The 22,884-nt window shown below is 64.3% G+C and carries 18 protein-coding genes and 1 riboswitch; of the genes, 12 read left to right on the forward strand and 6 right to left on the reverse strand.

What is annotated here, in order from left to right:
• Positions 1-149 precede the first annotated feature (149 nt).
• The 11 genes from dnaE (at position 150) to NGM99_RS19585 (ending at position 15,904) form a co-directional block, all read left to right on the forward strand.
• The gene (dnaE, locus tag NGM99_RS19535; protein ID WP_252822089.1) at positions 150-3,689 is read left to right on the forward strand and encodes a DNA polymerase III subunit alpha; all 3,540 of its coding nucleotides are present in this window, start codon (positions 150-152) and stop codon (positions 3,687-3,689) included.
• 403 nt (positions 3,690-4,092) lie between these two features.
• Positions 4,093-5,220 carry an S-(hydroxymethyl)glutathione dehydrogenase/class III alcohol dehydrogenase gene (locus tag NGM99_RS19540; RefSeq protein WP_252822092.1) on the forward strand — a complete coding sequence of 376 codons (1,128 nt, stop codon included), beginning with the start codon at positions 4,093-4,095 and terminating at the stop codon, positions 5,218-5,220.
• A gap of 4 nt (positions 5,221-5,224) precedes the next feature.
• Positions 5,225-5,686, forward strand: a complete 462-nt coding sequence (locus NGM99_RS19545) for a YaiI/YqxD family protein (protein ID WP_252822094.1) — start codon at positions 5,225-5,227, stop codon at positions 5,684-5,686.
• Positions 5,683-6,360, forward strand: a complete 678-nt coding sequence (locus tag NGM99_RS19550) for a DUF1345 domain-containing protein (RefSeq protein WP_252822096.1) — start codon at positions 5,683-5,685, stop codon at positions 6,358-6,360. The genes NGM99_RS19545 and NGM99_RS19550 overlap by 4 nt, the downstream gene beginning before the upstream one ends.
• 104 nt (positions 6,361-6,464) lie before the next feature.
• The gene (locus NGM99_RS19555) at positions 6,465-7,313 is read left to right on the forward strand and encodes a cytochrome b/b6 domain-containing protein (RefSeq protein ID WP_252822098.1); all 849 of its coding nucleotides are present in this window, start codon (positions 6,465-6,467) and stop codon (positions 7,311-7,313) included.
• Positions 7,310-8,098 (forward strand): molybdopterin-binding protein, encoded by a 789-nt coding sequence (locus tag NGM99_RS19560; protein WP_252822100.1) that lies wholly within the window; start codon positions 7,310-7,312, stop codon positions 8,096-8,098. The genes NGM99_RS19555 and NGM99_RS19560 overlap by 4 nt, the downstream gene beginning before the upstream one ends.
• Positions 8,099-8,156: 58 nt before the next feature.
• Positions 8,157-8,245: riboswitch (glycine riboswitch) on the forward strand.
• A gap of 149 nt (positions 8,246-8,394) precedes the next feature.
• On the forward strand, positions 8,395-9,489 hold the full coding sequence (gcvT, locus tag NGM99_RS19565) for a glycine cleavage system aminomethyltransferase GcvT (RefSeq protein ID WP_353937441.1): 1,095 nt from the start codon (positions 8,395-8,397) through the stop codon (positions 9,487-9,489).
• A 5-nt stretch (positions 9,490-9,494) separates the two neighbouring features.
• Positions 9,495-9,863, forward strand: a complete 369-nt coding sequence (gene gcvH / locus NGM99_RS19570) for a glycine cleavage system protein GcvH (protein WP_252822102.1) — start codon at positions 9,495-9,497, stop codon at positions 9,861-9,863.
• Positions 9,864-9,877: 14 nt separating this feature from the next.
• Positions 9,878-12,661, forward strand: coding sequence for an aminomethyl-transferring glycine dehydrogenase (gene gcvP, locus NGM99_RS19575; RefSeq protein WP_252822104.1), 2,784 nt, complete (start codon positions 9,878-9,880; stop codon positions 12,659-12,661).
• A 181-nt stretch (positions 12,662-12,842) separates the two neighbouring features.
• Positions 12,843-14,933 carry a DNA topoisomerase IV subunit B gene (parE, locus tag NGM99_RS19580; RefSeq protein ID WP_252822106.1) on the forward strand — a complete coding sequence of 697 codons (2,091 nt, stop codon included), beginning with the start codon at positions 12,843-12,845 and terminating at the stop codon, positions 14,931-14,933.
• A gap of 74 nt (positions 14,934-15,007) precedes the next feature.
• The gene (locus tag NGM99_RS19585; RefSeq protein WP_252822108.1) at positions 15,008-15,904 is read left to right on the forward strand and encodes a DMT family transporter; all 897 of its coding nucleotides are present in this window, start codon (positions 15,008-15,010) and stop codon (positions 15,902-15,904) included.
• Between the two features lie 95 nt (positions 15,905-15,999).
• Here the strand turns inward: NGM99_RS19585 and NGM99_RS19590 are convergent, their stop codons facing one another.
• Together NGM99_RS19590 and NGM99_RS19595 are read right to left on the reverse strand one after the other, a co-directional pair.
• A complete protein-coding gene (locus NGM99_RS19590) occupies positions 16,000-17,118 on the reverse strand; it encodes a DUF2336 domain-containing protein (protein WP_252822110.1) in 1,119 nt (372 codons plus the stop codon).
• Between the two features lie 88 nt (positions 17,119-17,206).
• Entirely contained in the window at positions 17,207-17,788 is a 582-nt protein-coding gene (locus NGM99_RS19595) for a nitroreductase family protein (protein WP_252822111.1), read from the reverse strand.
• An 87-nt stretch (positions 17,789-17,875) separates the two neighbouring features.
• Between NGM99_RS19595 and NGM99_RS19600 the strand changes: the two genes are divergently transcribed.
• A complete protein-coding gene (locus NGM99_RS19600) occupies positions 17,876-19,012 on the forward strand; it encodes an RgsD C-terminal domain-containing protein (RefSeq protein ID WP_252822112.1) in 1,137 nt (378 codons plus the stop codon).
• Here the strand turns inward: NGM99_RS19600 and NGM99_RS19605 are convergent.
• From NGM99_RS19605 to NGM99_RS19620, 4 genes are all read right to left on the reverse strand, one after another.
• Positions 18,939-19,832 carry a lysophospholipid acyltransferase family protein gene (locus tag NGM99_RS19605; protein ID WP_252822115.1) on the reverse strand — a complete coding sequence of 298 codons (894 nt, stop codon included), beginning with the start codon at positions 19,830-19,832 and terminating at the stop codon, positions 18,939-18,941. The two genes, NGM99_RS19600 and NGM99_RS19605, sit on opposite strands and share 74 nt — an antisense overlap.
• A 134-nt stretch (positions 19,833-19,966) precedes the next feature.
• Positions 19,967-21,964: a threonine--tRNA ligase gene (gene thrS, locus NGM99_RS19610; protein WP_252822116.1), complete on the reverse strand. Its 1,998-nt coding sequence runs from the start codon at positions 21,962-21,964 to the stop codon at positions 19,967-19,969.
• A 97-nt stretch (positions 21,965-22,061) separates the two neighbouring features.
• Complete coding sequence (yidD, locus tag NGM99_RS19615) at positions 22,062-22,370, reverse strand: membrane protein insertion efficiency factor YidD (protein WP_252822118.1); 309 nt, start codon at positions 22,368-22,370, stop codon at positions 22,062-22,064.
• Positions 22,370-22,810: an iron-sulfur cluster assembly scaffold protein gene (locus tag NGM99_RS19620; RefSeq protein WP_252822120.1), complete on the reverse strand. Its 441-nt coding sequence runs from the start codon at positions 22,808-22,810 to the stop codon at positions 22,370-22,372. The genes yidD and NGM99_RS19620 overlap by 1 nt, the downstream gene beginning before the upstream one ends.
• Between the last annotated feature and the right edge of the window lie 74 nt (positions 22,811-22,884).

A 22,884-nucleotide genomic window follows, 5' to 3' on the forward strand; every position in this document is an offset into this window, starting at 1 on the left:
TAATATGTCCGCGTCACCCGATCACAATCGCCTCGCCGGCGAAGCTTTCCCCCGCTTATTCCCCATGCCAATTAGACTCTCTTCATCGAAATACGGACACTGTGCGTTCAAGCGGGATGAGTCTTTGCGATTCCCCGCAAGGAGACGGCATGGCATCTGAACGGCAATCGCGGGACCCCATCGTCCGCGCGGCGGAAGCGGCAAAGCTGCCCAAAGCCCCCCCGCCGCCGGAGAAACCCACCTTCATCCACTTGCGGGTCCATTCCGCCTATTCGCTGCTGGAAGGCGCGCTGACCGTCGGCAAGACGCTCGGCTATGCGGTCGCCGACCGCGCGCCCGCCATCGGCATCGCCGACACCGGCAACATGTTCGGTGCCATGGAATTCGCCCAGAAGGCCACCAAGGAAGGCGTGCAGCCGCTCATCAGCCTGCAGCTCGATGTCTGCTTTCCCGTCGAGCCGGAGGATCCCACCAGGAAGAGCTTCCGCAAGGAGAAGCTCGAATGCCACCCGATCGTGCTGATCGCCGCCACTGAAACCGGCTACCGCAACCTCGTGATGCTGGTCTCGAAGCTCCATCTCGAAAACGAGCAGGGCGACCCGATCCACATCAAGCACTACAAGCTCGAAACCTGGTCCGACGGCCTGATCTGCCTCACCGGCGGCCCGCGCGGCCCCATCGGCACGGCAGTCGCCCAAGGCAACATGGACGCCGCTGAACAGCGTCTCAACGAGCTCAAGCGCTATTTCGGCGACCGTCTCTATGTCGAGATCGAGCGCGTCGGCGCCTATGACCGCCGCATCGAGGCCGCGACCGTCGCCCTCGCCTACCGCCACGACCTGCCCATCGTCGCCACCAATGAGGCCTTCTTCCTCAAGCGCGAGGACTACGAGGCGCATGACGCGCTGCTCGCCATCGCCGAAGGCTCGGTCGTCGCCGAAGACAACCGCCGTCGCCTCTCGCCCGACAACCACCTGCGCCCGCAGGCCGAGATGGCGGCACTCTTCGCCGACCTGCCGGAAGCGCTCGAAAATACCGTCGAGATCGCGCGCCGCTGTTCCTACTACCCGAAAAAGCGCGCGCCGATCCTGCCGCGCTTCACCACCGGCAATGCCTCAACCCCCGAGGAGGCCGAAAAGGCGGAAGCCCTCGAACTGCGGCGCCAGGCCCAAGAAGGCCTGAAAATGCGCCTCGACGCGCACGGCCCCACCCAAGGCTTCACCCCCGAAGACTACGAAAAGCGCCTCGATTTCGAGCTCGGCATCATCGAGCGCATGAAGTTCCCCGGCTACTTCCTGATCGTCGCCGACTTCATCAAATGGGCCAAGGCGCATGACATACCCGTGGGCCCCGGCCGTGGCTCGGGCGCCGGCAGCCTCGTCGCCTACGCGCTCACCATCACTGACATCGACCCCTTGCGCTTCTCGCTCCTCTTCGAGCGCTTCCTCAATCCCGATCGCGTGTCGATGCCCGACTTCGACATCGACTTCTGCCAGGACCGCCGCGAAGAAGTGATCCGCTATGTGCGAGACCGCTACGGCCACAAGCAGGTCGGGCAGATCATCACCTTCGGTTCGCTCCAGCCGCGCGCCGTGCTGCGCGATGTCGGCCGCGTGCTGCAGATGCCCTACGGACAGGTCGATCGCCTGTGCAAGATGGTGCCCGCGATCCCGTCCAACCCGGTCACGCTGACGCAGGCCATCGAAGGCGACCACCGCTTCGCGGAAGAAGCCGAGAAGGAGCCCATCGTCCAGACTTTGCTCGACATGTCGCTGAAGCTCGAAGGCCTCTACCGTCACGCCTCGACCCATGCGGCCGGCGTCGTCATCGGCGGCCAGCCGCTGGAAGAGATCGTGCCGGTCTATCGCGACCCGCGCTCCGACATGCCGGTCACGCAGTTCAACATGAAATATGTCGAGGATGCGAGCCTCGTTAAGTTCGACTTCCTCGGCCTCAAGACGCTCACCACCATCGACCGCGCGGTGAAGCTCGTGCGCCGGCGCGGCATCGATATCGACATCGCCAAGATCCCGCTCGACGACGAGAAGACCTACGGGATGCTCTCGCGCGGCGAAGTGGTCGGCGTGTTCCAGGTGGAATCCGCCGGCATGCGCAAGGCGCTGATCGGCATGAAGCCCGACCGCATCGAGGACATCATCGCGCTCGTCGCCCTCTACCGTCCGGGCCCGATGGAGAACATCCCGACCTACAACGCCCGCAAGCATGGTGAGGAGGAGATCGCCTCGATCCATCCGATGATCGACCACCTCGTCAAGGAAACGCAGGGCGTCATCGTTTACCAGGAACAGGTGATGCAGATCGCGCAGGAGCTGTCGGGCTATACGCTCGGCGAGGCCGACCTGCTCCGCCGCGCCATGGGCAAGAAGATCCGCGCCGAGATGGAAGTGCAGCGCGTGCGCTTCAACGAGGGCGCGGTGAAGAACGGCCTGAAGAAAGAACAGGCGAACATGATCTTCGATCTGCTCGCCAAGTTCGCCGATTACGGCTTCAACAAGTCCCACGCTGCGGCCTACGCCGTCGTCTCCTACCAGACGGCCTATCTCAAAGCGCATTACCCGGTCGAATTCCTCGCCGCCTCGATGACGCTCGACATGGGCAACACCGAGAAGCTGAGCGATTTCCGCCAGGACGCGATGCGCCTCGGCATCACCGTCGTGCCGCCCTCGGTGCAGACCTCGGACAGCCTGTTCGAAGTGGGCGAGAACAAGATCTTCTACGCGCTCGCCGCCATCAAGGGCGTGGGCGAAGCTGCCGTCGATCACGTCGTGGCGCTGCGCAAGGAAAAGCCCTTCCAGAACCTCGCCGATTTCGCCTCGCGCATCGATCCCAAGATCGTCGGCAAGCGCGTGCTCGAAAGCCTGATCGCCGCCGGCGCGCTCGATTGCTTCGGCTACGACCGCGCCTCGCTGATGGGCGGCGTGGACCGCATCATGGGCATGGCGTCGCGTGCCCGCGAGGACGAAGCGTCGGGCCAGGTCGATATCTTCGGCGCCGCGATGAGCGCCACCCCGCCCACCCTCCATCTCGCGCCGACCGAGACATGGTTGCCCGCCGAGCGGCTCCAGCGCGAGTTCCAGGTGGTCGGCTTCTACCTTTCGGCGCACCCGCTCGACGACTACAAGGATTCGCTCGCCAAGATGCGCATCCAGACCTGGACCGAGTTTTCGGCTGCCGTGAAGAAGGGCGCCACCGCCGGCCGCCTCGCCGGCACCGTCACATCGCGTCAGGAGCGCAGGACCCGCACCGGCAACCGCATGGGCATCGTGATGTTCTCCGACACCACGGGCCAGTACGAGGCCGTGATGTTCTCCGAAGTGCTCGGCCTCTACCGCGACATGCTCGAGCCCGGCAAATCGGTCGTCATCACGGTCGCCGCCGAAGACCGTCCCGAAGGCATCAACCTGCGCATCGGCACGGTCCAGTCGCTCGAAGACGAAGCCGTCCGCGTCCAGAAGGCGCTCCGCGTCTTCCTGCGCGATATCGCCCCGCTCGCCAGCGTGCAGTCGCAGCTTTCTGCGAGAGGCGACGGCCAGGTCAGCTTCATCGTCCTCAAACCCGACGCCGCCGGCGAGATCGAAATCTCCCTGCCCGACAAATACCGCCTCTCCCCCCAACTCGCGAGCTCGCTGCGGGCCGTGCCGGGCGTGGTGGATGTGGAACTCGTTTAAGGCACGGTTGGTCGCAGATACGTGCGACAGCCTCGGAGGATGTTGAAAGCGAACGGCATGGATTCTCGGGTCAAGCCCGAGAATGACGAAGCGAGGAGTGAGACGTCCAGTTGATGACTGAACTGATAAGCACTGCGCGTGAAGGTTTGCCCCATTCTTCTTTTCGTTCGTCATTCTCGGGCTCGACCCGAGAATCCATGCCGTTCCCTCTCCACCGACAGCCAACGTCGTTAAGCCACCGAGTCCAGACAGTCCTCGCTCATAAGGTCCAAGGGCTCCCGAGCCCAAACAATCTATCCACCCCCTCCCCACCCGACCTACACTCTCCACATCACCCACCCGCCTTGCACCCCACCCCCAAACCTGAAATCCCTTCCCCATCCCGATTCGCAAGGAGCCGCCCATGAAGACCCGTGCCGCCATAGCCGTTGCCGCCGGCAAGCCGTTGGAGATCATGGAGGTGGACCTTGAAGGTCCGCGCGCGGGCGAGGTGCTGGTCGAGATCAAGGCCACCGGCATCTGCCACACCGACGAGTTCACCCTGTCTGGTGCCGATCCCGAAGGGCTGTTCCCGGCGATCCTGGGTCATGAGGGTGCCGGCATCGTGGTCGATGTGGGCGCAGGCGTCACGAGCGTGAAAAAGGGCGATCACGTGATCCCGCTCTACACGCCCGAATGCCGCCAGTGCCCGTCCTGCCTGTCGCGCAAGACCAATCTCTGCACCGCGATCCGCTCCACCCAGGGCCAGGGCCTGATGCCCGATGGCACCTCGCGCTTCTCGATCGGCAAGGACAAGATCCACCACTATATGGGCTGCTCGACGTTTTCGAACTTCACCGTCCTGCCCGAGATCGCGGTGGCCAAGGTCGATCCGAACGCACCCTTCGACAAGATCTGCTATATCGGCTGCGGGGTGACCACCGGCGTGGGAGCTGTGATCAACACCGCCCAGGTCGAGATCGGCGCAACCGCTGCCGTCTTCGGCCTTGGCGGCATCGGCCTCAACGTCATTCAGGGCCTCAAGCTCGCCGGCGCCGACATGATCATCGGCGTCGATCTCAACAATTCCAAGAAGGAATGGGGCGAGCGCTTCGGCATGACCCATTTCGTCAACCCCTCCGAGATCGAGGGCGACGTGGTCGCCCACATCGTCAACCTGACCAAGCGCGGCGCCGACCAGATCGGCGGCGCCGATTACACCTTCGACTGCACCGGCAATGTCAGGGTGATGCGTCAGGCGCTCGAATCGGCGCATCGCGGCTGGGGCCAGTCCATCGTCATCGGCGTCGCGGGCGCAGGCCAGGAGATTGCCACCCGCCCCTTCCAGCTCGTCACCGGCCGCGTCTGGAAAGGCACGGCGTTTGGCGGCGCGCGCGGCCGCACCGATGTTCCCAGGATCGTGGACTGGTACATGTCGGGCAAGATCGAGATCGACCCGATGATCACCCACACCATGCCGCTCGAAGACATCAACAAGGCCTTCGACCTGATGCACAAGGGCGAAAGCATCCGCAGCGTGGTGATCTACTGATCCCATGACCACCATCTACGTCGATGCCGATGCCTGCCCCGTGAAGGAGGAAATCCTGCGCGTGGCCGAGCGCGTCGGTGTCGTCGTGGTGATGGTCTCGAACGGTGGCCTGCGCCCCTCCCGCGACCCGATGGTTCGCCACGTCGTGGTGTCCAAAAGTGCTGATGCGGCCGACGACTGGATCGTGGACAATGCCGTCGCCGCCGATGTCGTGATCACGGCGGATGTGCCCCTTGCCGCGCGCACCGTCGAAAAAGGCTGCTTCGTGCTCGGTCCCACCGGGCGGCCTTTCACGCCCGAAACCATCGGCATGGCCGTGGCCATGCGCGATCTCAAGCAGCACCTGCGCGAGACGGGCGAGTCGCGCGGACTCAATCCGAGCTTTTCGCCCAGGGACCGGTCGAGCTTCCTGCAAGCGCTCGACCGCACCGTGCGCCGTGCCATGCAGGGAACGAGCGCCGCGTGAGTTCTGCCCCGAAAAAGCGCAAGACGCGCCCTCACCTCGAATTCATTCTCGCCTCGCTCGGCGGCGTGGCGGTTGGCGGGCTCACGCATCTCGTGGACAAGAACCTGTCCTTCGTCGCGGGCACCAGCGCCTTCTTCGCGATCTTTCTCCTCGGCCAGGCGCGCCAGCTGAAACGGCTGACGGCGAGCTATCTCAGCCAGAATGCGCGGAAGGCCGACGAACCCGTTTTCGTCATCTTCCTCGTCACCCTCGTGGTGGCGGCCGCCGCCTTCACCTCGCTCTTCCTGCTCCTGAGCGAGCAAGGCGCACCGAACCCGATCGAGCTCGGCATTTCGCTTCTCTCCGTCCTGCTCGGCTGGTGCACGATCCAGGCGACATTCGCCATCCACTACGCCCATCTCTGCTGGCTCGACCATGAGGCGACGGAACAGCGCGGCGAGCCGGTGGCGCGCAAGAGCGCCGAGGGCCTCGACTTTCCCGGCGACGACGAACCCGGCGGCTGGGATTTCCTTTATTTCTCGATCACCATCGGCATGACCGCGCAGACGGCGGATGTGGACACGACCTCGACCCGCCTGCGCAAGGCGGTCTCGATCCACGCCATCATCTCGTTCTTCTTCAACGCGGTGATCGTCGCCGCCGCCGTGAATATCGCCGTCAATCTCGGCCAGTAGCGCCGCCCGCAGGCGCGCTCTTCGCGAAACTTTGATCCACCTGCCTTTGAAACAGCGTAAGCCTGCTTTCCGTATCAAGGATAAGCGGGCAGCGGGATCGAGGCATGAGCGACGTGGCACAAGACGAGATGGCGGTGGCGCATGAGCCGCCCGCGCGCCGCCTGATCTACCGCCAGTCGATCTGGACGAGGGTCACGCACTGGGTCTGGGCCATTGCCCTCTTCTTCCTGCTGTTGAGCGGCCTCAACATCTTCAATGCCCACCCCACGCTCTATGTCGGCCGCGACAGCGGCTTTCAGTACGACAACGCCGTTCTCAAAATAAATGCCGACTTCAACCAGACGCCAGCCGCAGGCTTCGTCGAAGTGCTCGGCCATCGCGTCGCCACGACCGGCGTCTTCGGCATCTCCGAGCATGACGGCGAACGCGAGTTTCGGGCCTTCCCCCACTGGATGACGATCCCTTCCTTCTACGACCTCGCCACCGCCCGCGTGGTCCACTTCTTCTTCGCCTGGGTGCTCTCCGGCACCCTGCTCGTCTGGCTCGTCGCAAGCCTCCTGAACGGCCATGCACGCCGCGATGTCGTGCCCGGCCGGACAGACCTGCGCCGCCTGCCTCGCGACATCGCCGACCACCTCCGCCTGCGGTTCCGCCACACGCGCGACTACAATCCGCTCCAGAAGCTTTCCTATGCCGGTGTGCTCTTCGTGGCCTTTCCGTTGATCATCCTGACGGGCCTCGCCATGTCGCCCTCATTCAATGCCGTCGCACCCTTTCTGCTCGACCTGTTCGGCGGACGTCAGACGGCGCGTACGATCCATTTCGTCACGATGCTGGCTCTCGTCCTGTTCGTCGTCGTCCATGTCGTGATGGTGCTCGCCGCAGGTCCCATCAACGAACTGCGCTCGATCATCACCGGCTGGTATCGCGCGGATGAGGAGACACGGCCATGAGCGCTTTCAAGCTCAACCGTCGCCGCTTCCTTTCCGCCGGTGCGCTCGGCGCGTCCTCGCTGGCGCTCGGCGGCTGCGACGTGTTCGACGGTTTCGCCGACCGAGCGCACCCCTTGCGCGAATTCATGACGGGTGCCAACGACCTGACCTACCGCGCCCAGCGCCTTTTGGCCGGCAACCGGCTCGCGCCCGAATTCAGCGAAAGCGACATCCGCCAGCCACAGCGCCCCAACGGCGTGACGCGTCCCGAGGATGACGACTATCAGGCCCTCCTCGCCAATGATTTCCGCGACTGGCGGCTGGAAGTGACGGGGCTGGTCGAGAACCCGCTATCGCTCTCGCGCGAACAGCTCATGGCGATGCCCTCGCGTACCCAGATCACCCGCCACGACTGCGTGGAAGGCTGGAGCTGCATCGCGAAATGGACCGGCGTGCCACTTGCCCTTGTGCTCGAGCATGCCCGCGTAAAGCCAACGGCGCGCTACGTCATGTTCTGGTGCATGGACACGATCGAGCGAGGCCTGTCGGGCAATGTCCGGTATTCGAGCTCCATTGACCTGATCGACGCCCGCCATCCGCAAACGATCCTCGCCTATGGCTGCAACAACGAGGCGCTGGCCGTCGCCAACGGTGCGCCCTTACGCGTGCGTGTCGAACGCCAGCTCGGCTACAAGATGCCGAAATATCTGCGCCGCATCGAACTGGTCGACAGCTTCGCCGCCATCGGCCTCGGCAAGGGCGGCTACTGGGAAGACCGGGGATATGATTGGTACGCCGGAATCTGAGAGGTGACAGCGATAACCGATTGAGCTACGGATACGACGTTCGGAGTCGCAAATGGCTCCGCCGCGCGCGGGAGAGAGTGGCCGCTTGGCCACCGCCGAAGGGGAAATCGCCCGAAATCTCTCAGGCAAAAGAACCGCGCGGGGTTCAGGACGCTCTGGAAAGTCGGGAGCAATCCCGCGCCGAAGGTGTAAGCGCCGCTCGACGAGCCGGCGCGAGTCTCTCAGGCTTCAGACAGAGGGGCACGAAGTGCGGCAGCCATTCCGGCTGCGGCAAACGTGCGATTCTGGAGAACCGAGTGACAGCGGGCGACACGAAGACCCTTCCCTTAGAAGATATGCATCAGGCGGCCGGCGCGCGCTTCGGCACGTTTGCCGGCTGGCACATGCCGCTGACTTATCCGCTCGGTGTCTTCAAGGAGCACCTGTGGACGCGCCAGGATGCCGGTCTCTTCGACATCTCCCACATGTGCCTCTTCGCCGTCGATGGCCCGCAGTCCGCGAAGCTCCTGAGCCGCGCCTGCCCGTTGGAAGCCGAACCGCTTGCCGTCGGCCAAGGCAAGCTCTCCTTCTTCCTCGATGAGAATGCCGGTATTCTCGACGACCTGATCGTCACGCGAACGGGGGCCGAACGCTTCATCGTCGTCGCCAATGCCGGCAATGCGGAAAGCGACGAGAAGCACCTGCGCGAAATCGCAGCCGGCTACGACTGCAGCATCGCAGTGCTGCCTTTCGTGTTCCTCGCCCTGCAAGGACCGAAAGCAGAAGACGTTTTGAAGCGCGCCGGTTTCGGGCCGTTGCCCGAGCGATTCATGACCGGCCTCGAACTGGATGGCGGCGGTTTCGTCAGCCGATCCGGCTACACCGGCGAAGACGGTTTCGAGATCGGCCTGCCCCTCGACCACGCCACCACACTCGCGGAAAAACTCCTGACGGATGAACGCGTCCGCTGGATCGGCCTCGCCGCCCGCGACAGCCTGCGCCTCGAAGCCGGTCTCTGCCTGCACGGACAGGATATCTCGCCCGAGACCGACCCGGTCATGGCGGGCCTCCTCTGGGCCATCCCGAAACCCTTGCGCGAAAAAGGCGGCTTCATCGGCGCCGAGGCGCTGGCCTCGCTCGGGAACCCGAAGCGCCGACGCACCGGCTTGCGGCCGGAAGGCCGGTTGCCGGTACGCGCCGGTGCGCCGCTTTTCGATCCCGCCGGCAAGCCTGTCGGTACCGTGACCTCGGGCGGTTTCGGACCGAGCGTGGATCACCCGGTCGCCATGGGCCTGCTCGATGCCGAACTCGTCCTCCCGAGACAGCCGCTGCACACGGAAGTGCGCGGACAGAAAATCCCGATAACCGTTCATTCTCTTCCGTTTACGCCCCATCGTTACCGCAAAGGATAAGCCCCATGTCGGCAACCTATTTCACTGAAGACCACGAATGGCTGCGCGTCGAGGATGGCCTGGCGACGGTCGGCATCACCGATTACGCGCAGGAGCAATTGGGCGATCTCGTTTTCGTCGAACTCCCCGAAATCGGTCGTTCGCTGTCCAAGGGCGACACGGCGGTGGTCGTCGAATCCGTGAAGGCAGCATCTGACGTTTACGCGCCGGTCGATGGCGAGATCACCGAAGCCAACGACGCGCTGTCCTCCGAGCCTGCGCTCGTCAACTCATCCCCGCGCGACGGCGGCTGGCTCTGGAAGATGCGGCTGAGCGACAAAAGCCAGCTCGAAGGCCTCATGGACGAGGCCGGCTACAAGGCGATGATCGGCTGAAGGCTGTCGTGCACATGACCCATTCCCCGCAGAACTTTGCCGACCGCCATATCGGCCCGCGCGACCCCGACCGACGCGCCATGCTCGCAGCTATCGGCGCACCGTCTGTTGAAACGCTCATCGCGCAATCCGTGCCGAAGTCCATCCGGCTGGACCGCCCGCTCGCTCTGCCCGCGCCGGCTTCGGAAGCGGACGCATTGGCCGAACTCGGCACGATGATGCGCGACAACCAGGTGCTGAAAAGTTTCATCGGGCAGGGCTATCACGGCACATTCACGCCGCCCGTCATCCAGCGGAACTTGTTCGAAAATCCCGCTTGGTACACGGCTTACACCCCCTACCAGGCAGAGATCAGCCAGGGCCGTCTCGAACTGCTGTTCCACTTCCAGACCCTGGTGGCCGAACTGACCGGCCTGCCGGTCGCCTCCGCCTCGCTCCTGGACGAGGCGACGGCGGTCGCTGAAGCCGTCGGCATCGCCTATCGTCACGGTCGCGAGAAGCGCACAAAGGTCGTCTTCGCCGGCACGCCGCACCCGCAGACGCTCGACGTCGTGAAGACGCGCGGCGAGCCGCTGGGCATCACGGTCGGCGTCGATGGCGATATTGACGGCGAAACGGCGGCGCTCATCGTGTCGTGGCCCGACACGTTCGGAATTCGCGGCGACCATGCGGCCCGTATCGCGGCGGCGCGTGAGACGGGCGCGGTGGTTATTTTCGTGGCCGACCCTCTGGCACTCACGATCGGACAAACGCCGGCCGAGCTCGGCGCCGATATCGCGGTCGGCTCCATGCAGCGCTTCGGCGTGCCGATGGGCTTCGGCGGGCCGCACGCGGCCTATTGCGCGGTCAGCGATAAGCTGACGCGCCTGATGCCGGGGCGGCTGGTCGGCCAGTCCGTCGATGCCCATGGACGGCCCGGCTACCGCCTCGCCCTGCAGACGCGCGAACAACATATCCGCCGCGACAAGGCGACCTCGAACATCTGCACCGCGCAGGCGCTTCTGGCGAACATGGCGGCGGCCTACGCGATCTGGCATGGGCCCGAGGGCTTGCAGGCTATTGCAAGCCGGATCAACGGCTTGGCGAACGATCTTGCTACGACGCTCGACAGCGTGGGAACGGTTCGCGGCGGCGATCAGTTCGACACGGTCTGCGTGTCCGGCATCGATGCAGCGGCGATTGCGGCCAAGGCAGAGGAAGACGGTCGGCTGCTTCGCGTGATCGACGGCGAAACCATTTCGATCAGCTTCGACGAGACCTCGACCGAAGCGGATCTTGCCGCGCTTGCCGCGCTCTTCGGCGCAGAGGTGAAGCAGGCGGAGGCCTTGAAGGCAGCGCCGCGCAAGAGCTTCCTGTCGCAGCCGGTCTTCCACGAGAACCGCTCGGAAACCGAGATGATGCGCTTCCTGCGCCGACTGGCGGACAAGGATCTGGCGCTCGACCGCGCGATGATCCCGCTCGGCTCCTGCACCATGAAGCTGAATGCGGCCGCCGAGATGATGCCGGTGAGCTGGCCTGAAATCGCCAACCTGCACCCCTTCGCGCCGGAAACGCAGACGCGCGGCATCCGCGCGATGATCAGCCAGCTCGAAGCATGGCTTTGCGAGATCACGGGCTTTCATGCCGTATCGCTGCAGCCCAATGCCGGCAGCCAGGGCGAATATGCGGGCCTGCTGGCCATCCGTCGCTATCATGAGTCTCGCGGCGAAGCGCATCGCGACATTTGCCTGATCCCGTCTTCCGCGCACGGCACCAACCCGGCCAGCGCCTCCATGGCAGGCATGCGCGTCGTGGTGGTGCGTTGCACGGAGAATGGCGACGTGGACGCGGACGATCTGGAAGCCAAGGCCAAGGAATACGCCGACAGGCTCGCCGCCTTGATGATCACCTACCCGTCCACGCATGGCGTGTTCGAGGAAAATGTGCGCGACATCATCAAGATCGCACACGATCACGGCGCGCAGGTCTATTTCGACGGGGCGAACCTCAACGCACTGGTCGGCCTCGCGCGGCCCGGCGACATCGGCGCCGATGTCTGCCACATGAACCTGCACAAGACCTTCTGCATCCCGCATGGCGGCGGTGGTCCGGGCGTGGGCCCTATCGGCGTGGCCGAGCACTTGGCGCCCTTCCTGCCGGGCCATGTGGTGGAAGGCGAGGCACATGCGGTGTCCGCCGCCCCGTTCGGCAGCGCATCGATCCTGCCCATCACCTGGATGTATATCCGCATGATGGGCGCCGAAGGCCTGCGCCACGCCACGGAAACCGCGATCCTCTCGGCCAACTACATCGCCGCTCGGCTCGACAAGGTGTTCCCCGTGCTCTTCCGCAACCACCACGGCCGGGTCGCGCATGAATGCATCCTGGACACGCGCGTGGCGAAAACCCAGGCCGGGATCGGCGTCGAGGACATCGCCAAGCGCCTCATCGACTACGGCTTCCACGCGCCCACCATGTCCTGGCCGGTTGCCGGCACGTTGATGGTGGAGCCGACGGAGTCCGAGCCCAAGCGCGAGATCGACCGCTTTTGCGATGCGATGCTGGCGATTGCTGCGGAAGTCGCCAAGGTCGAGAAAGGCGAATGGCCAAAGGACGACAACCCGCTGGTCAGCGCCCCGCATACGGCCGCCGAGGTGACCGGCGACGCATGGTCCCACGCCTATCCACGCTCCGTGGCAGGCAAGATCGCGGACGACGGAGCCACCAAATACTGGGCTCCGGTCTCCCGCATCGACAATGTGGCGGGAGATCGAAATCTCGTTTGTGCATGCCCGCCGGTGGAGGCGTTGGCGAGTTGAACCCACCGCGGAGAATGTTGATGAGGTGGGGGCATCACCCCCACCCCCGACTCTTATGATTTTCTTGACGTAATCCCCATATCTTAAGAGATCAGCACTCGAACGAAACGAGAACATCTCTAGCCATCGGACGCGAGGCATGGCATTGTCCGAAGGCAAAAAGAACGGGTAACCCGCCAGCATGAAGAATCTTGCCGCACAGCTGGACCTCCTTGGACTGTCCACGCCCCCTGCTCCCGCCGCGCCCCGTGCGCCGGCGGCACAGCCTGCCGCACGCCCGGCGACCGAAGCGCGCAAGCCTGCGCCGGTCGCGAAGCTACCGACTTCGAGCAACGACGCGACCGAGAGCTATAGCGCTGCCGACATCGAGGTGCTCGAGGGGCTGGAGCCGGTTCGGCGGCGGCCGGGCATGTATATCGGCGGCACGGACGAGAAGGCGCTGCACCATCTCTTCGCCGAGGTGATCGATAACTCGATGGACGAAGCGGTTGCCGGCCACGCCACCTTCATCGATGTCGAGCTCGGCGCGGACGGCTTCCTGACGGTGACCGACAACGGGCGCGGCATTCCGGTGGACCCGCATCCGAAGTTCAAGAACAAGTCCGCGCTCGAAGTGATCATGACCACCCTCCATGCGGGCGGCAAGTTCGATTCCAAGGTTTACGAGACTTCGGGCGGCTTGCACGGCGTCGGCGTTTCGGTGGTCAACGCGCTCTCGGAGCTTCTGGAAGTCGAAGTTGCCCGCAACAAGCAGCTTTATCGCCAGCGCTTCGCCCGCGGCATTCCGCAGGGCCAGCTGGAAGCGCTCGGCGATGTGCACAACCGGCGCGGCACGCGCGTGCGCTTCAAGCCCGACGGGCAGATCTTCGGCGACGCCGCCAGGTTCGAGCCGGCGCGGCTCTACCGCATGGCGCGCTCGAAGGCCTACCTCTTCGGCGGCGTTGAAATCCGCTGGTCGTGCGATCCGAGCCTGATTACGGGCAAGGACAACACGCCGGAAAAGGCGGTTTTCCGCTTCCCTGGTGGCCTTAAGGACTATCTCGCTGCCTCGCTCGAAGGCGAGCATCAGGTCACGCGCGAGATCTTCGCCGGCAAGAGCGAGCGCCAGGGCGGGCACGGTTCGCTCGAATGGGCCGTGACCTGGTATGGCGGCGACGGCTTCCTCAACTCCTACTGCAACACGATTCCGACCGCCGAAGGCGGCACGCACGAGACCGGCCTGCGCAATGTCCTGACGCGCGGCCTCAAGGCCTATGCCGAACTGACCGGCAACAAGCGCGCCAATGCCGTGACCAGCGAGGACGTGATGATCTCGGCGGCGGGCATGCTGTCGGTGTTCATCCGCGAGCCGGAATTCGTCGGCCAGACCAAGGATCGTCTCGCCACCATGGAAGCGATCCGCCTGGTCGAGCAGGCCGTGCGCGATCCATTCGACCATTGGCTCGCCGACAATCCGCAGGAAGCCACCAAGCTTCTCGACTGGGTGATCGCGCGTGCCGACGAGCGCCTGCGCCGCCGGCAGGAGAAGGAAGTCAGCCGCAAGTCGGCCGTGCGCAAGCTCCGCCTGCCGGGCAAGCTAGCCGACTGCACGCAGAATGCGGCGGCGGGCGCGGAAATCTTCATCGTGGAAGGCGATTCGGCCGGCGGCTCGGCCAAGCAGGCGCGCGACCGCGCGATGCAGGCTGTGCTTCCCCTTCGCGGCAAGATCCTGAACGTGGCCAGTGCTGGCACCGACAAGCTCGGCGCCAACCAGCAGATCGCCGACCTCATCCAGGCGCTCGGCTGCGGCACGCGCTCGAAATATCGCGATTCGGACCTGCGCTACGACCGCGTGATCATCATGACCGACGCCGACGTGGACGGCGCGCACATCGCCTCGCTGCTCATCACCTTCTTCTACCAGGAAATGCCGCAGCTGGTCCGCGACGGGCATCTCTACATGGCCGTGCCGCCGCTCTACCGCATCAGCCAGGGCGGCAAGACGATGTATGCGCGCGACGATGCCCACAAGGACGAGCTGCTCAAGAAGGAGTTCAGGAGCGGGCGCGGCAAGGTCGAGATCGGGCGCTTCAAGGGCCTCGGCGAAATGATGGCCGCGCAGCTCAAGGAAACCACGATGGACCCGAAGAAGCGAACGCTTCTGCAGGTTCAGGTGGACGAGAGCACCGGCGACACCAAGAGCCGCGTCGACGAGTTGATGGGCACCAAACCCGAAATGCGTTTCCGTTTCATCCAGGAGCGTGCCGAGTTCGTGGGCGAACTGGATATCTGAGCCGGCCGGAACAAGCTTATCGAGCTGCGGTTGGAGCTGCTGGCGAAATTCGGGGGTGAGACGTGGCAGAGGCCTTGGCAGGCACGAGAAGCAGGGCCGAGGCACATGCGCTCGGCGTGTTTCTGCTGCTGGTCTCGAACCTCTTCTTCGCGCTTTCGGGCGTCTTCACCAAGAGCATTCAGGCCGATCTCTGGACGATCCTCGGATGGCGCGGCCTCGTCGGCGGTGTGCTCGTCGCCCTCTATGTGGCGCTCAAGCAGCGCCGCGCGGGACAGCCCGTCGATCTGAGGCTCGACCGGCGGGGCTGGTTGATCGCCGTCGTGAGCGCGGGCGCCAGCGTCCTCTTCATCGGCTCATTCAAGCTTACCAGCGTAGCGAGCGTGGTCGTGATCTACGCGACCATGCCTTTCATGGCAGCCGCCCTCGCCTTTTTCGTGTTCGGCGAGCGCTTGGGATCGCGCACCCTGATTGCTGCCGGGCTTTCATTTCTCGGCGTGGTGATTTCGGTGCGTGGCGGCCTGGGCGAGGGCCAACTTTTCGGTGATCTCGTCGCCGTCGCGATGACCTTCGCCTGCGCCGTCTATATCGTCATGGTCCGCGCATTCCAGAACACGAATTCGGTCTGGGCCAGCGGCGTCGCAGCTCTCATCCTCGTGCCGGTCGGTCTTTTGTTCGGCGATTACAGCGCGATATCGTGGCAGGATGCCCTGCTGATGACCCTGTTCGGCGCGAGCTTCGCAGCGGCGATCATACTCTGGACCGAAGGCGGCAGGCTCGTGCCTTCGGGCGAAGCGGGGCTGTTGGGTACGGCGGAAATGCCCATCGCGGTCGGGCTCGCTTGGATCTTCATCGGCGAGGTTCCCGGCACGTGGAGCCTCGCCGGTGGTGTGATCGTGCTCGCGGCGGTCGCCTGCCACGCATGGTTGGACATGCGAGCGCGGCAGAAAGCTGCGCCTCAATCGGTGAGATAAATTCGATCCACCCCCAACTGTCTGAATGGATACTGCTCCAAAGTCTTCAGACGGAGAGAGCGGTGATCTGCACCACTCAGAACAGGCAAGTCGCGTCAGGCCGCCATCACTGCGAGCGCATGTTGCCGCGCATTGGCGCGCAACGCGTCGAGGTGGATGGATTTCAGCAATGCGACGAGTTCGGGCGACAGCTTGGCGCCGCAGGACTGGAGCAGCAGATAGGCAATCTCTTGCGTCCCCGCGATCCGCCTGCCCGTTTCGACCTCGCACCAAAGCGCCAGCGCCTGAAGAAGGACGATGTCGAGAGCCGCACTGATGCCGGCTTTGCGGAACAGCGCGACGATAGCCCTTTGCTGGCCACCGGCGAGCAGGGTTGCAACGCGCGAGCCGTCAGTTCCGGTAAGAGCCGCAACCGCGGCGGCGAGGAAGTCCGTTCGTCCGGCGGCGACAGCGCGAACCAGAAGCGATTCGGTCAGCTGGCCCCGCAGGCGCAGGTGCTCGACAAGCGCGGGATATTCGGCGTTCGGCACGGTGTCGATAAGCGACGGCACTGCGCGGGTGCAGGCATCGTGCACGACCGCCTCGGCCCAGAGCTTACCCATCGAAGCGGCGATGAGAGGAGCGGTTTTCAGCGCTTCGCCGAGTTGCATCAGGAGAAGCAGGCGGCAGTCAGCCGGCAGGCGCGGATCACGGATCAGCGCTTCGCGGACGGTGCCGCAGGAACCGAGGCGTTCAGCGACGCGGCGGAAGCTCAGCGGCGCGATTTCGGCACCTTCATTGGCAAGCAAAGCCAGCACCGCCTCGCTTGCGCCGAGCTCGGTGATGGCGGCGGAAACCGCGATGGAAACGGTAGGTCTTGCGGCAACCATAGCCTGGATCGCAGGCGTACCGAGTGCAACGCGCTCGATGAGGTCGGCATCGGCGAGAAGCGGCGAGCGGGCGATGACCATGCCGGCGATTTCCGGCTGGTCGGCGGCAAGTGCGGCGATCACCTGCAGCGGCGCGTTGCGGCTCATCGACAGCGCGTCCGCGAGCGCCATGCGGACGCGGGGCGACGGGTCATCGAGCAGAAAGGTCAGCGCGGCTTCTGCGGCGCAGCGGTCATCGAAGTTGGGCCGGCCCGCGCAGAAGGCCCGTGCCAACGCCGCACTGGCAGCGGCCCGCTCGGTCACCGGAGCCGTGCGGACCCACTTCAAGAAGAATTCCACGATCATGACCGGCTCGCCCCCCGGGTCACCAACCCCAGGCGACCACAGCACAACCTTAGCGAGCCAATGGTTTACGAAACGTTTACCATATCTCTTAAGAAGTCGGCGCGACCCATTCCGACAACACATCGGAAACGGCCGGACGCGGCCGCTCGGGCACCTCGCCCTGGTGGGTCCCGATATGGACGAAGCCCACGATCCGTTCGTGAGGCGCGAGCCCGAACAGGTCGCGGCTTTCAGGGATGTCGGAATACCAGTTGGTGATCCAGTTGCCCTTATAGCCGAGCGCATGCACGGCATTGAGCAGGTTCATGGCCGCGGCACCGCCCGACAGGAACATTTCCCATTCGGGGATCTTGGGGCTTTCCTTGGTGCAGGAGACGATGCCGATCACCAGTGGCGCCCGGGAAAAGCGGGAAAGCTCCTGATTGCGCCGGCCCTCGCTCAACGGCCCTTCCCGCGCTTCCGCGAGTGCCGCGAGCCTCTGACCGACCGTGATGCGCGCGTCGCCGCGAAACAGGATGAACCGCCAGGGTGCCAGCCGGCCGTGATCGGGCACACGGATGGCGGCGCTGACGATGCGCTCGATCTCGCTGTTAGAAGGCGCAGGCTCGACCAGCTCATGGATCGGGGGCGATGTACGGGAAAGGAGGAGATCGAGTTTGTCAGCTTGCATGGTGCTTCAGATATGGGATCGGTCAGGTTGGAGCAAGACGACAGGATCCGCCTTGAATTCACCACCGAGAGAGGCTTGAAAGAGCGCATGCAAATCAGCCGCCGCAGCCATCTCGCCGCCTTTGCCTTCGGGTTGGCCATGGCTGTCGCGATTCCCGCATCCGCCCAGCAGGGCGGCCCCGGCGGTGGCGGTGGACCCGGAGGTCCCGGCGGCGGCATGGGCGGTCCGGGCGGAGGCCCCGAGGGCGGGCGCAGGGTGCGCGGCGAGTTCGGCTCGGACCAGCTTCTTTTCACGCCTGCCGCGCCGCGGCCACCCGCCGAACGCGAGCCCCTGCCCGATTTCGGTGCGGCACGCGATCCGGGCCGCGATCTCCAATTGCCGAGCATCACGGGTTACGCCCCGCAGCAGACGACGAAGCCGCTTTCCCAGCAGGGTCTCGGGAGCGTGACGCTTTCCGCCAAGATGGTTGAGAGCGGCAGTGACATCACACGCGGGATCGTCTGGCGCGTGTTCAAGCCTGAGCCGAACAAGGAAGGCAAGCTGCCGCTGGTGGCATCCGCACGCGGCGGCACGAGCACCTTTCAGATCGAGCCAGGGTCCTATCTCGTCCATGCCTCCTTCGGCCGCGCGGGCGCCACCAAGCGCATCACCGTGGGGCGGGATGGCAACAAGGAATCGCTGGTGATCGACGCCGGCGGCCTCGAACTGAACGCTGTTCTGCCGGGCGGCGGGCCGATCGACCCGGCCAAGCTCAAATTCTCGATCTATGAGGCCCAGGAAGGTCCGACCGGCGAGCGCGCACTGATCGTCCCCGACGTGGCGCCGAACACCGTCGTGCGCCTGAATTCCGGCGTCTACCACATCGTTTCGAACTACGGTGCGGTGAACGCCGTGGCGCGCTCGGATATCCGCGTGGAAGCCGGCAAGCTGACACAGGCGACGGTGGAGCACCGTGCGGCGCAGATCACCTTCAAGCTCCTGCGCGACGCCGGCGGCGAGGCTATGGCAGATACGTCGTGGTCGGTGCTCACCGATGGCGGCGATTCGATTCGCGAAGCGGTCGGGCCTTACGCGTCGATGGTGCTGGCGGAGGGCGACTATGTGGTGATCGCCAAGAACCGCGAGCGCATCTATCAGAAGGAACTTTCGGTCAAGCCGGGTGACGATGAGGAAGTCGATGTTCTGGCAAACGACGCATCCTCGGCCGACGAAGGCGCCGACTAGCGGAGAGTTTCGGAATCTCCAGCTCGAAAACGCGCTCCCGCAACAATGCGATGATCGCCTTGCGGTCTTTGATTTCGGCAAGCTCATCCCAGCGGACCAGTTTGCCGAGGCGCGCGGTAATGGTCTTGCCTGCGAGACGACGGAACTCGCGAATGATGAGCGAAAGCCGCAAGGTCAGCGAGAACCGGCTGACCGCGTGAAACGAGAAGCCGTTCTGGCCTTCGAAGAAAACTGGCAGCACATCGGCCCGCGCCTCCTGAATGAGCTTGGCGACGAAGAGTTTCCACGGCAGATCCTCGGCACGACCGAACACTTTCGGCGCGGTCGCAACGGCACCCGCTGGGAAGATCGCGATGATCGTGCCGGCATTCAGTAGCGCGAGCGCTTCCCGGCGCATTTCGAGATTGCGCTTCTGCGCCTCCTTGGTCTCGTCGAAATCGACCGCGAGCGCGTAAGGGCGGAGTTCGGGGACGCGCAGGAGATCGGCGTGAATGAGAACGCGGAACGGGCGGCCGAGCTGTTCGGCAATGGACAAAAGCGCGATCCCGTCGGCCAAGCCGAACGGATGGTTGGCGACGATCACAAGCGGGCGTTGCGGTTCATTCTCCGGAAGCCTCGCGCCTTCGAGGGAGAGACCGACGCCCGCTAGCGAGAGCATGTGTGTGAAGACCTGCTCCCCGGTCGGAACCACATTGCGGCGCCACCAGTCATAGCTTTCCGCGTAGCGATTGCGCCCCGAAAGCTGCTCGATCGTGCGGATCACGGCGCGCTTGATCAGCGGCTGCTGCGGGCTGGCGTAAGACAATTCGGCAAAGCGCATCCGGGCCTCGCAAGGAATGAGTTTTGCGAGGTTTATGGCCGGGCTGTGCGACGGGGGTATGAAGGTCGGTGTGAAGCGCGTCGCAGGTGGGGCGAGGTGAACGCTTCGATCACCTCACCGGCTCCAAGGACGAACTAAGCGACGTAAGCCGCTTCCACCTTCCGCTTCACATCCGGCGGCGTCGCTTCCGCCGTCAGTTCCGCGATCGCATCGGTCAGCGACAGAGAACGCCCGTCGCGCGAACCGAGCCGGCGCATGTTCACCGTGCCCTCTTCCGCTTCGCGCTTGCCGCAGACGAGGATCACCGGGACCTTGGCAAGACTGTGCTCACGGACCTTGTAGTTGATCTTCTCGTTGCGCAGGTCGATCTCAACGATCAAGCCTGCCGCGCGGAGCTTGCGGGCGACGTCCTCGGCGTAGGCGTCAGCCTCTGACGTGATCGTTGTGACAACCACCTGCGCTGGCGCGAACCAGAGCGGGAAGTGGCCGGAATAGTTCTCGATCAGGATGCCGAGGAAGCGCTCCATGGAGCCGCAGATGGCGCGGTGGACCATGACGGGCTGCTTCTTCTCGCCATCGGTGTCGATGTAGAACGCGCCGAAGCGTTCGGGCAGATTAAAATCGACCTGCGTCGTGCCGCACTGCCAGTCGCGGCCGATCGCATCGCGCAGGACATATTCGAACTTCGGCCCATAGAACGCACCCTCGCCCGGGTTGACCGAGGTCTTGATCTGGCCGCCCGAGGCTTCCTGAATGCGCTCGAGCACGCGCGCCATGATGCTCTCCGCCAGGTCCCATGCAGCGTCCGAGCCGACGCGCTTTTCGGGGCGCGTGGAGAGCTTCACATGGAATTCCGTGAAACCGAAATCGGCATAAACCGAGAGGATCAGGTCGTTGATGCGCAGGCACTCGGCTTCGAGCTGTTCTTCGGTGCAGAAGATGTGCGCATCGTCCTGTGTGAAGCCACGCACGCGCATGAGCCCATGCAGCGCGCCGGACGGCTCATAGCGGTGGACATTGCCGAACTCGGCGAGCTTCACGGGCAGATCGCGGTATGACTTCAAGCCGTGCTTGAAGATCTGGACGTGGCCCGGGCAATTCATGGGCTTCAGCGCAAAAACGCGATCATCGTCGGTGTCGTCTCCGGCGACCGTGACCTTGAACATGTTGTCGCGATACCAGCCCCAGTGGCCGGAGATTTCCCACAGCGACTTGTCGAGCACCTGCGGGGCGTTGACCTCCTCGTAGTCCTGCTCGGCCAGGCGGCGGCGCATATAGGCAACGAGGTTCTGGAACATGCGCCAGCCCTTGGAGTGCCAGAACACGACGCCGGGGCCTTCCTCCTGGAAGTGGAACAGATCCATCTCGCGGCCGAGCTTGCGGTGGTCGCGCTTCTCGGCCTCCTCCAGCATGGTGATATACTGGTCGAGCTGCGCCTGGTCGGCCCAGGCAGTCGCGTAGATGCGCGTGAGCATCGGCTTGGTGGAGTCGCCGCGCCAGTAGGCACCCGCCACCTTCATCAGCTTGAAGGCGCTTCCGATCTGACCCGTCGAGGCCATATGGGGACCACGGCACAGGTCGAACCAGTCGCCTTGCGCGTAAATCTTGAGGTCCTGATCGGCGGGAATCGCGTCGATCAGCTCGACCTTGTAGCCCTCGCCTTTATCGGCAAAGACTTTCCGCGCCTTGTCGCGATCCCAGACGTCAACCGTGAACGGCTTATTGCGTGCGATGATCTCGCGCATCTTCTTTTCGATGGCGGGGAAGTCTTCGGGCGTGAAGGGCGTTGCGCGGGCGAAGTCGTAGTAGAAGCCGTTCTCGATCACCGGGCCGATGGTGACCTGCGTGTCGGGCCAAAGCTCCTGTACGGCTTCGGCGAGCACGTGCGCGGCATCGTGACGGATCAGTTCCAGAGCGCGCGGGTCTTCGCGCGTGACGATCTCGATCTTGCCATTGGATTCGATGGGTACGGAAAGATCGCGCAAGCTTCCATCGAGCGCGATGGCGACGGCCTTCTTGGCGAGCGACTTGGAGATGCTCTCGGCAACATTCGCGCCGGTCGTGCCGGCGGGGAAGTCACGAACAGAGCCATCAGGGAATGTGAGCGAAAGGGCGGACGCGTCGAGCGTCATGGCGTGAACTCCTATCCAATCCTGCCTACGAGCGCAGGTGGTTGATATGCAGGCTTGCGGGGTTGGCCTTAAAGGCTGAGCCTCGAGCCGTAAAGGCTCAGTGTCGCGCCAGCCGCCAAGGCGCCCACCAGCGCCAAGTCTGATGTGGGCCGGTCGGCACGCGGTCGATGCCATGGGTGCCAAATGGGCCGCAGCGGGTCACACGGAAAACGGAAAGCCAGCCACCGGTCCAGAGGCCGTACCGCGCAATGGCCTCATAAGAATATTCGGAACAGGTGGGCAGATGGCGGCAGCTGTTGCCGATGAATCCAGACAATGTGAGCTGATAAAGTCGCACGAAGCCGGTGCCGAAGAGCCGGCCGGGCGTCTTACGCCACGGTCCCTCCCAATTGCGGGAGCCGGCCATCAGGCGGCCTGCGCGCCCTTCTCGATCTGGTCGAGCGCATCGACCACGGCGTCGAAGGTGAGCATGGTGGAAGCGTGGCGGGCTTTATAGTCGCGCACGGGTTCAAGATAGCGCAGATCTTCGAAGCGGCCTTGCGGTGGCACGCCGTTTTCCTTCAGCATCGCAAGCATGGTCCGTCGAAGAGCACGGAGCTCTTCTGCACTCGTTCCGACGATATGGCTTGCCATGATCGAGGAACTGGCCTGCCCAAGCGCGCAGGCTTTCACGCGGTGGGCGAAGTCGGAGACCACGCCGTTTTCGAGCTTGAGATCGACCGAAACGGTCGAGCCACAGAGCTTGGAATGCGCAGTCGCAGTGGCATGCGGCGCATCAAGCTTGCCGATCCGGCCGATATTTCCCGCGAAACCAAGAATCTTGGCGTTGTAGACATCGTCGATCATGAGCACTAATCCGATGCCGGACGGTGAACGGGCTGTGTCGCCTCTTTGCCTTTCATCCGGCGTTTGCCGTCAAT

The sequence above is a fragment of the Mesorhizobium liriopis genome (assembly GCF_024053505.1).
Taxonomy (GTDB): domain Bacteria; phylum Pseudomonadota; class Alphaproteobacteria; order Rhizobiales; family Rhizobiaceae; genus Mesorhizobium_B; species Mesorhizobium_B liriopis.

What these genes read in the sequence shown, in the direction of transcription:
- dnaE (WP_252822089.1), top strand. Translation starts at nt 150, where the DNA reads ATGGCATCTGAACGGCAATCGCGGGACCCCATCGTCCGCGCGGCGGAA.
- NGM99_RS19540 (WP_252822092.1), top strand. Translation starts at nt 4,093, where the DNA reads ATGAAGACCCGTGCCGCCATAGCCGTTGCCGCCGGCAAGCCGTTGGAG.
- NGM99_RS19545 (WP_252822094.1), top strand. Translation starts at nt 5,225, where the DNA reads ATGACCACCATCTACGTCGATGCCGATGCCTGCCCCGTGAAGGAGGAA.
- NGM99_RS19555 (WP_252822098.1), top strand. Translation starts at nt 6,465, where the DNA reads ATGAGCGACGTGGCACAAGACGAGATGGCGGTGGCGCATGAGCCGCCC.
- NGM99_RS19560 (WP_252822100.1), top strand. Translation starts at nt 7,310, where the DNA reads ATGAGCGCTTTCAAGCTCAACCGTCGCCGCTTCCTTTCCGCCGGTGCG.
- gcvH (WP_252822102.1), top strand. Translation starts at nt 9,495, where the DNA reads ATGTCGGCAACCTATTTCACTGAAGACCACGAATGGCTGCGCGTCGAG.
- gcvP (WP_252822104.1), top strand. Translation starts at nt 9,878, where the DNA reads ATGACCCATTCCCCGCAGAACTTTGCCGACCGCCATATCGGCCCGCGC.
- parE (WP_252822106.1), top strand. Translation starts at nt 12,843, where the DNA reads ATGAAGAATCTTGCCGCACAGCTGGACCTCCTTGGACTGTCCACGCCC.
- NGM99_RS19590 (WP_252822110.1), bottom strand. Translation starts at nt 17,118, where the DNA reads ATGATCGTGGAATTCTTCTTGAAGTGGGTCCGCACGGCTCCGGTGACC.
- NGM99_RS19595 (WP_252822111.1), bottom strand. Translation starts at nt 17,788, where the DNA reads ATGCAAGCTGACAAACTCGATCTCCTCCTTTCCCGTACATCGCCCCCG.
- NGM99_RS19600 (WP_252822112.1), top strand. Translation starts at nt 17,876, where the DNA reads ATGCAAATCAGCCGCCGCAGCCATCTCGCCGCCTTTGCCTTCGGGTTG.
- NGM99_RS19605 (WP_252822115.1), bottom strand. Translation starts at nt 19,832, where the DNA reads ATGCGCTTTGCCGAATTGTCTTACGCCAGCCCGCAGCAGCCGCTGATC.
- thrS (WP_252822116.1), bottom strand. Translation starts at nt 21,964, where the DNA reads ATGACGCTCGACGCGTCCGCCCTTTCGCTCACATTCCCTGATGGCTCT.
- yidD (WP_252822118.1), bottom strand. Translation starts at nt 22,370, where the DNA reads ATGGCCGGCTCCCGCAATTGGGAGGGACCGTGGCGTAAGACGCCCGGC.
- NGM99_RS19620 (WP_252822120.1), bottom strand. Translation starts at nt 22,810, where the DNA reads ATGATCGACGATGTCTACAACGCCAAGATTCTTGGTTTCGCGGGAAAT.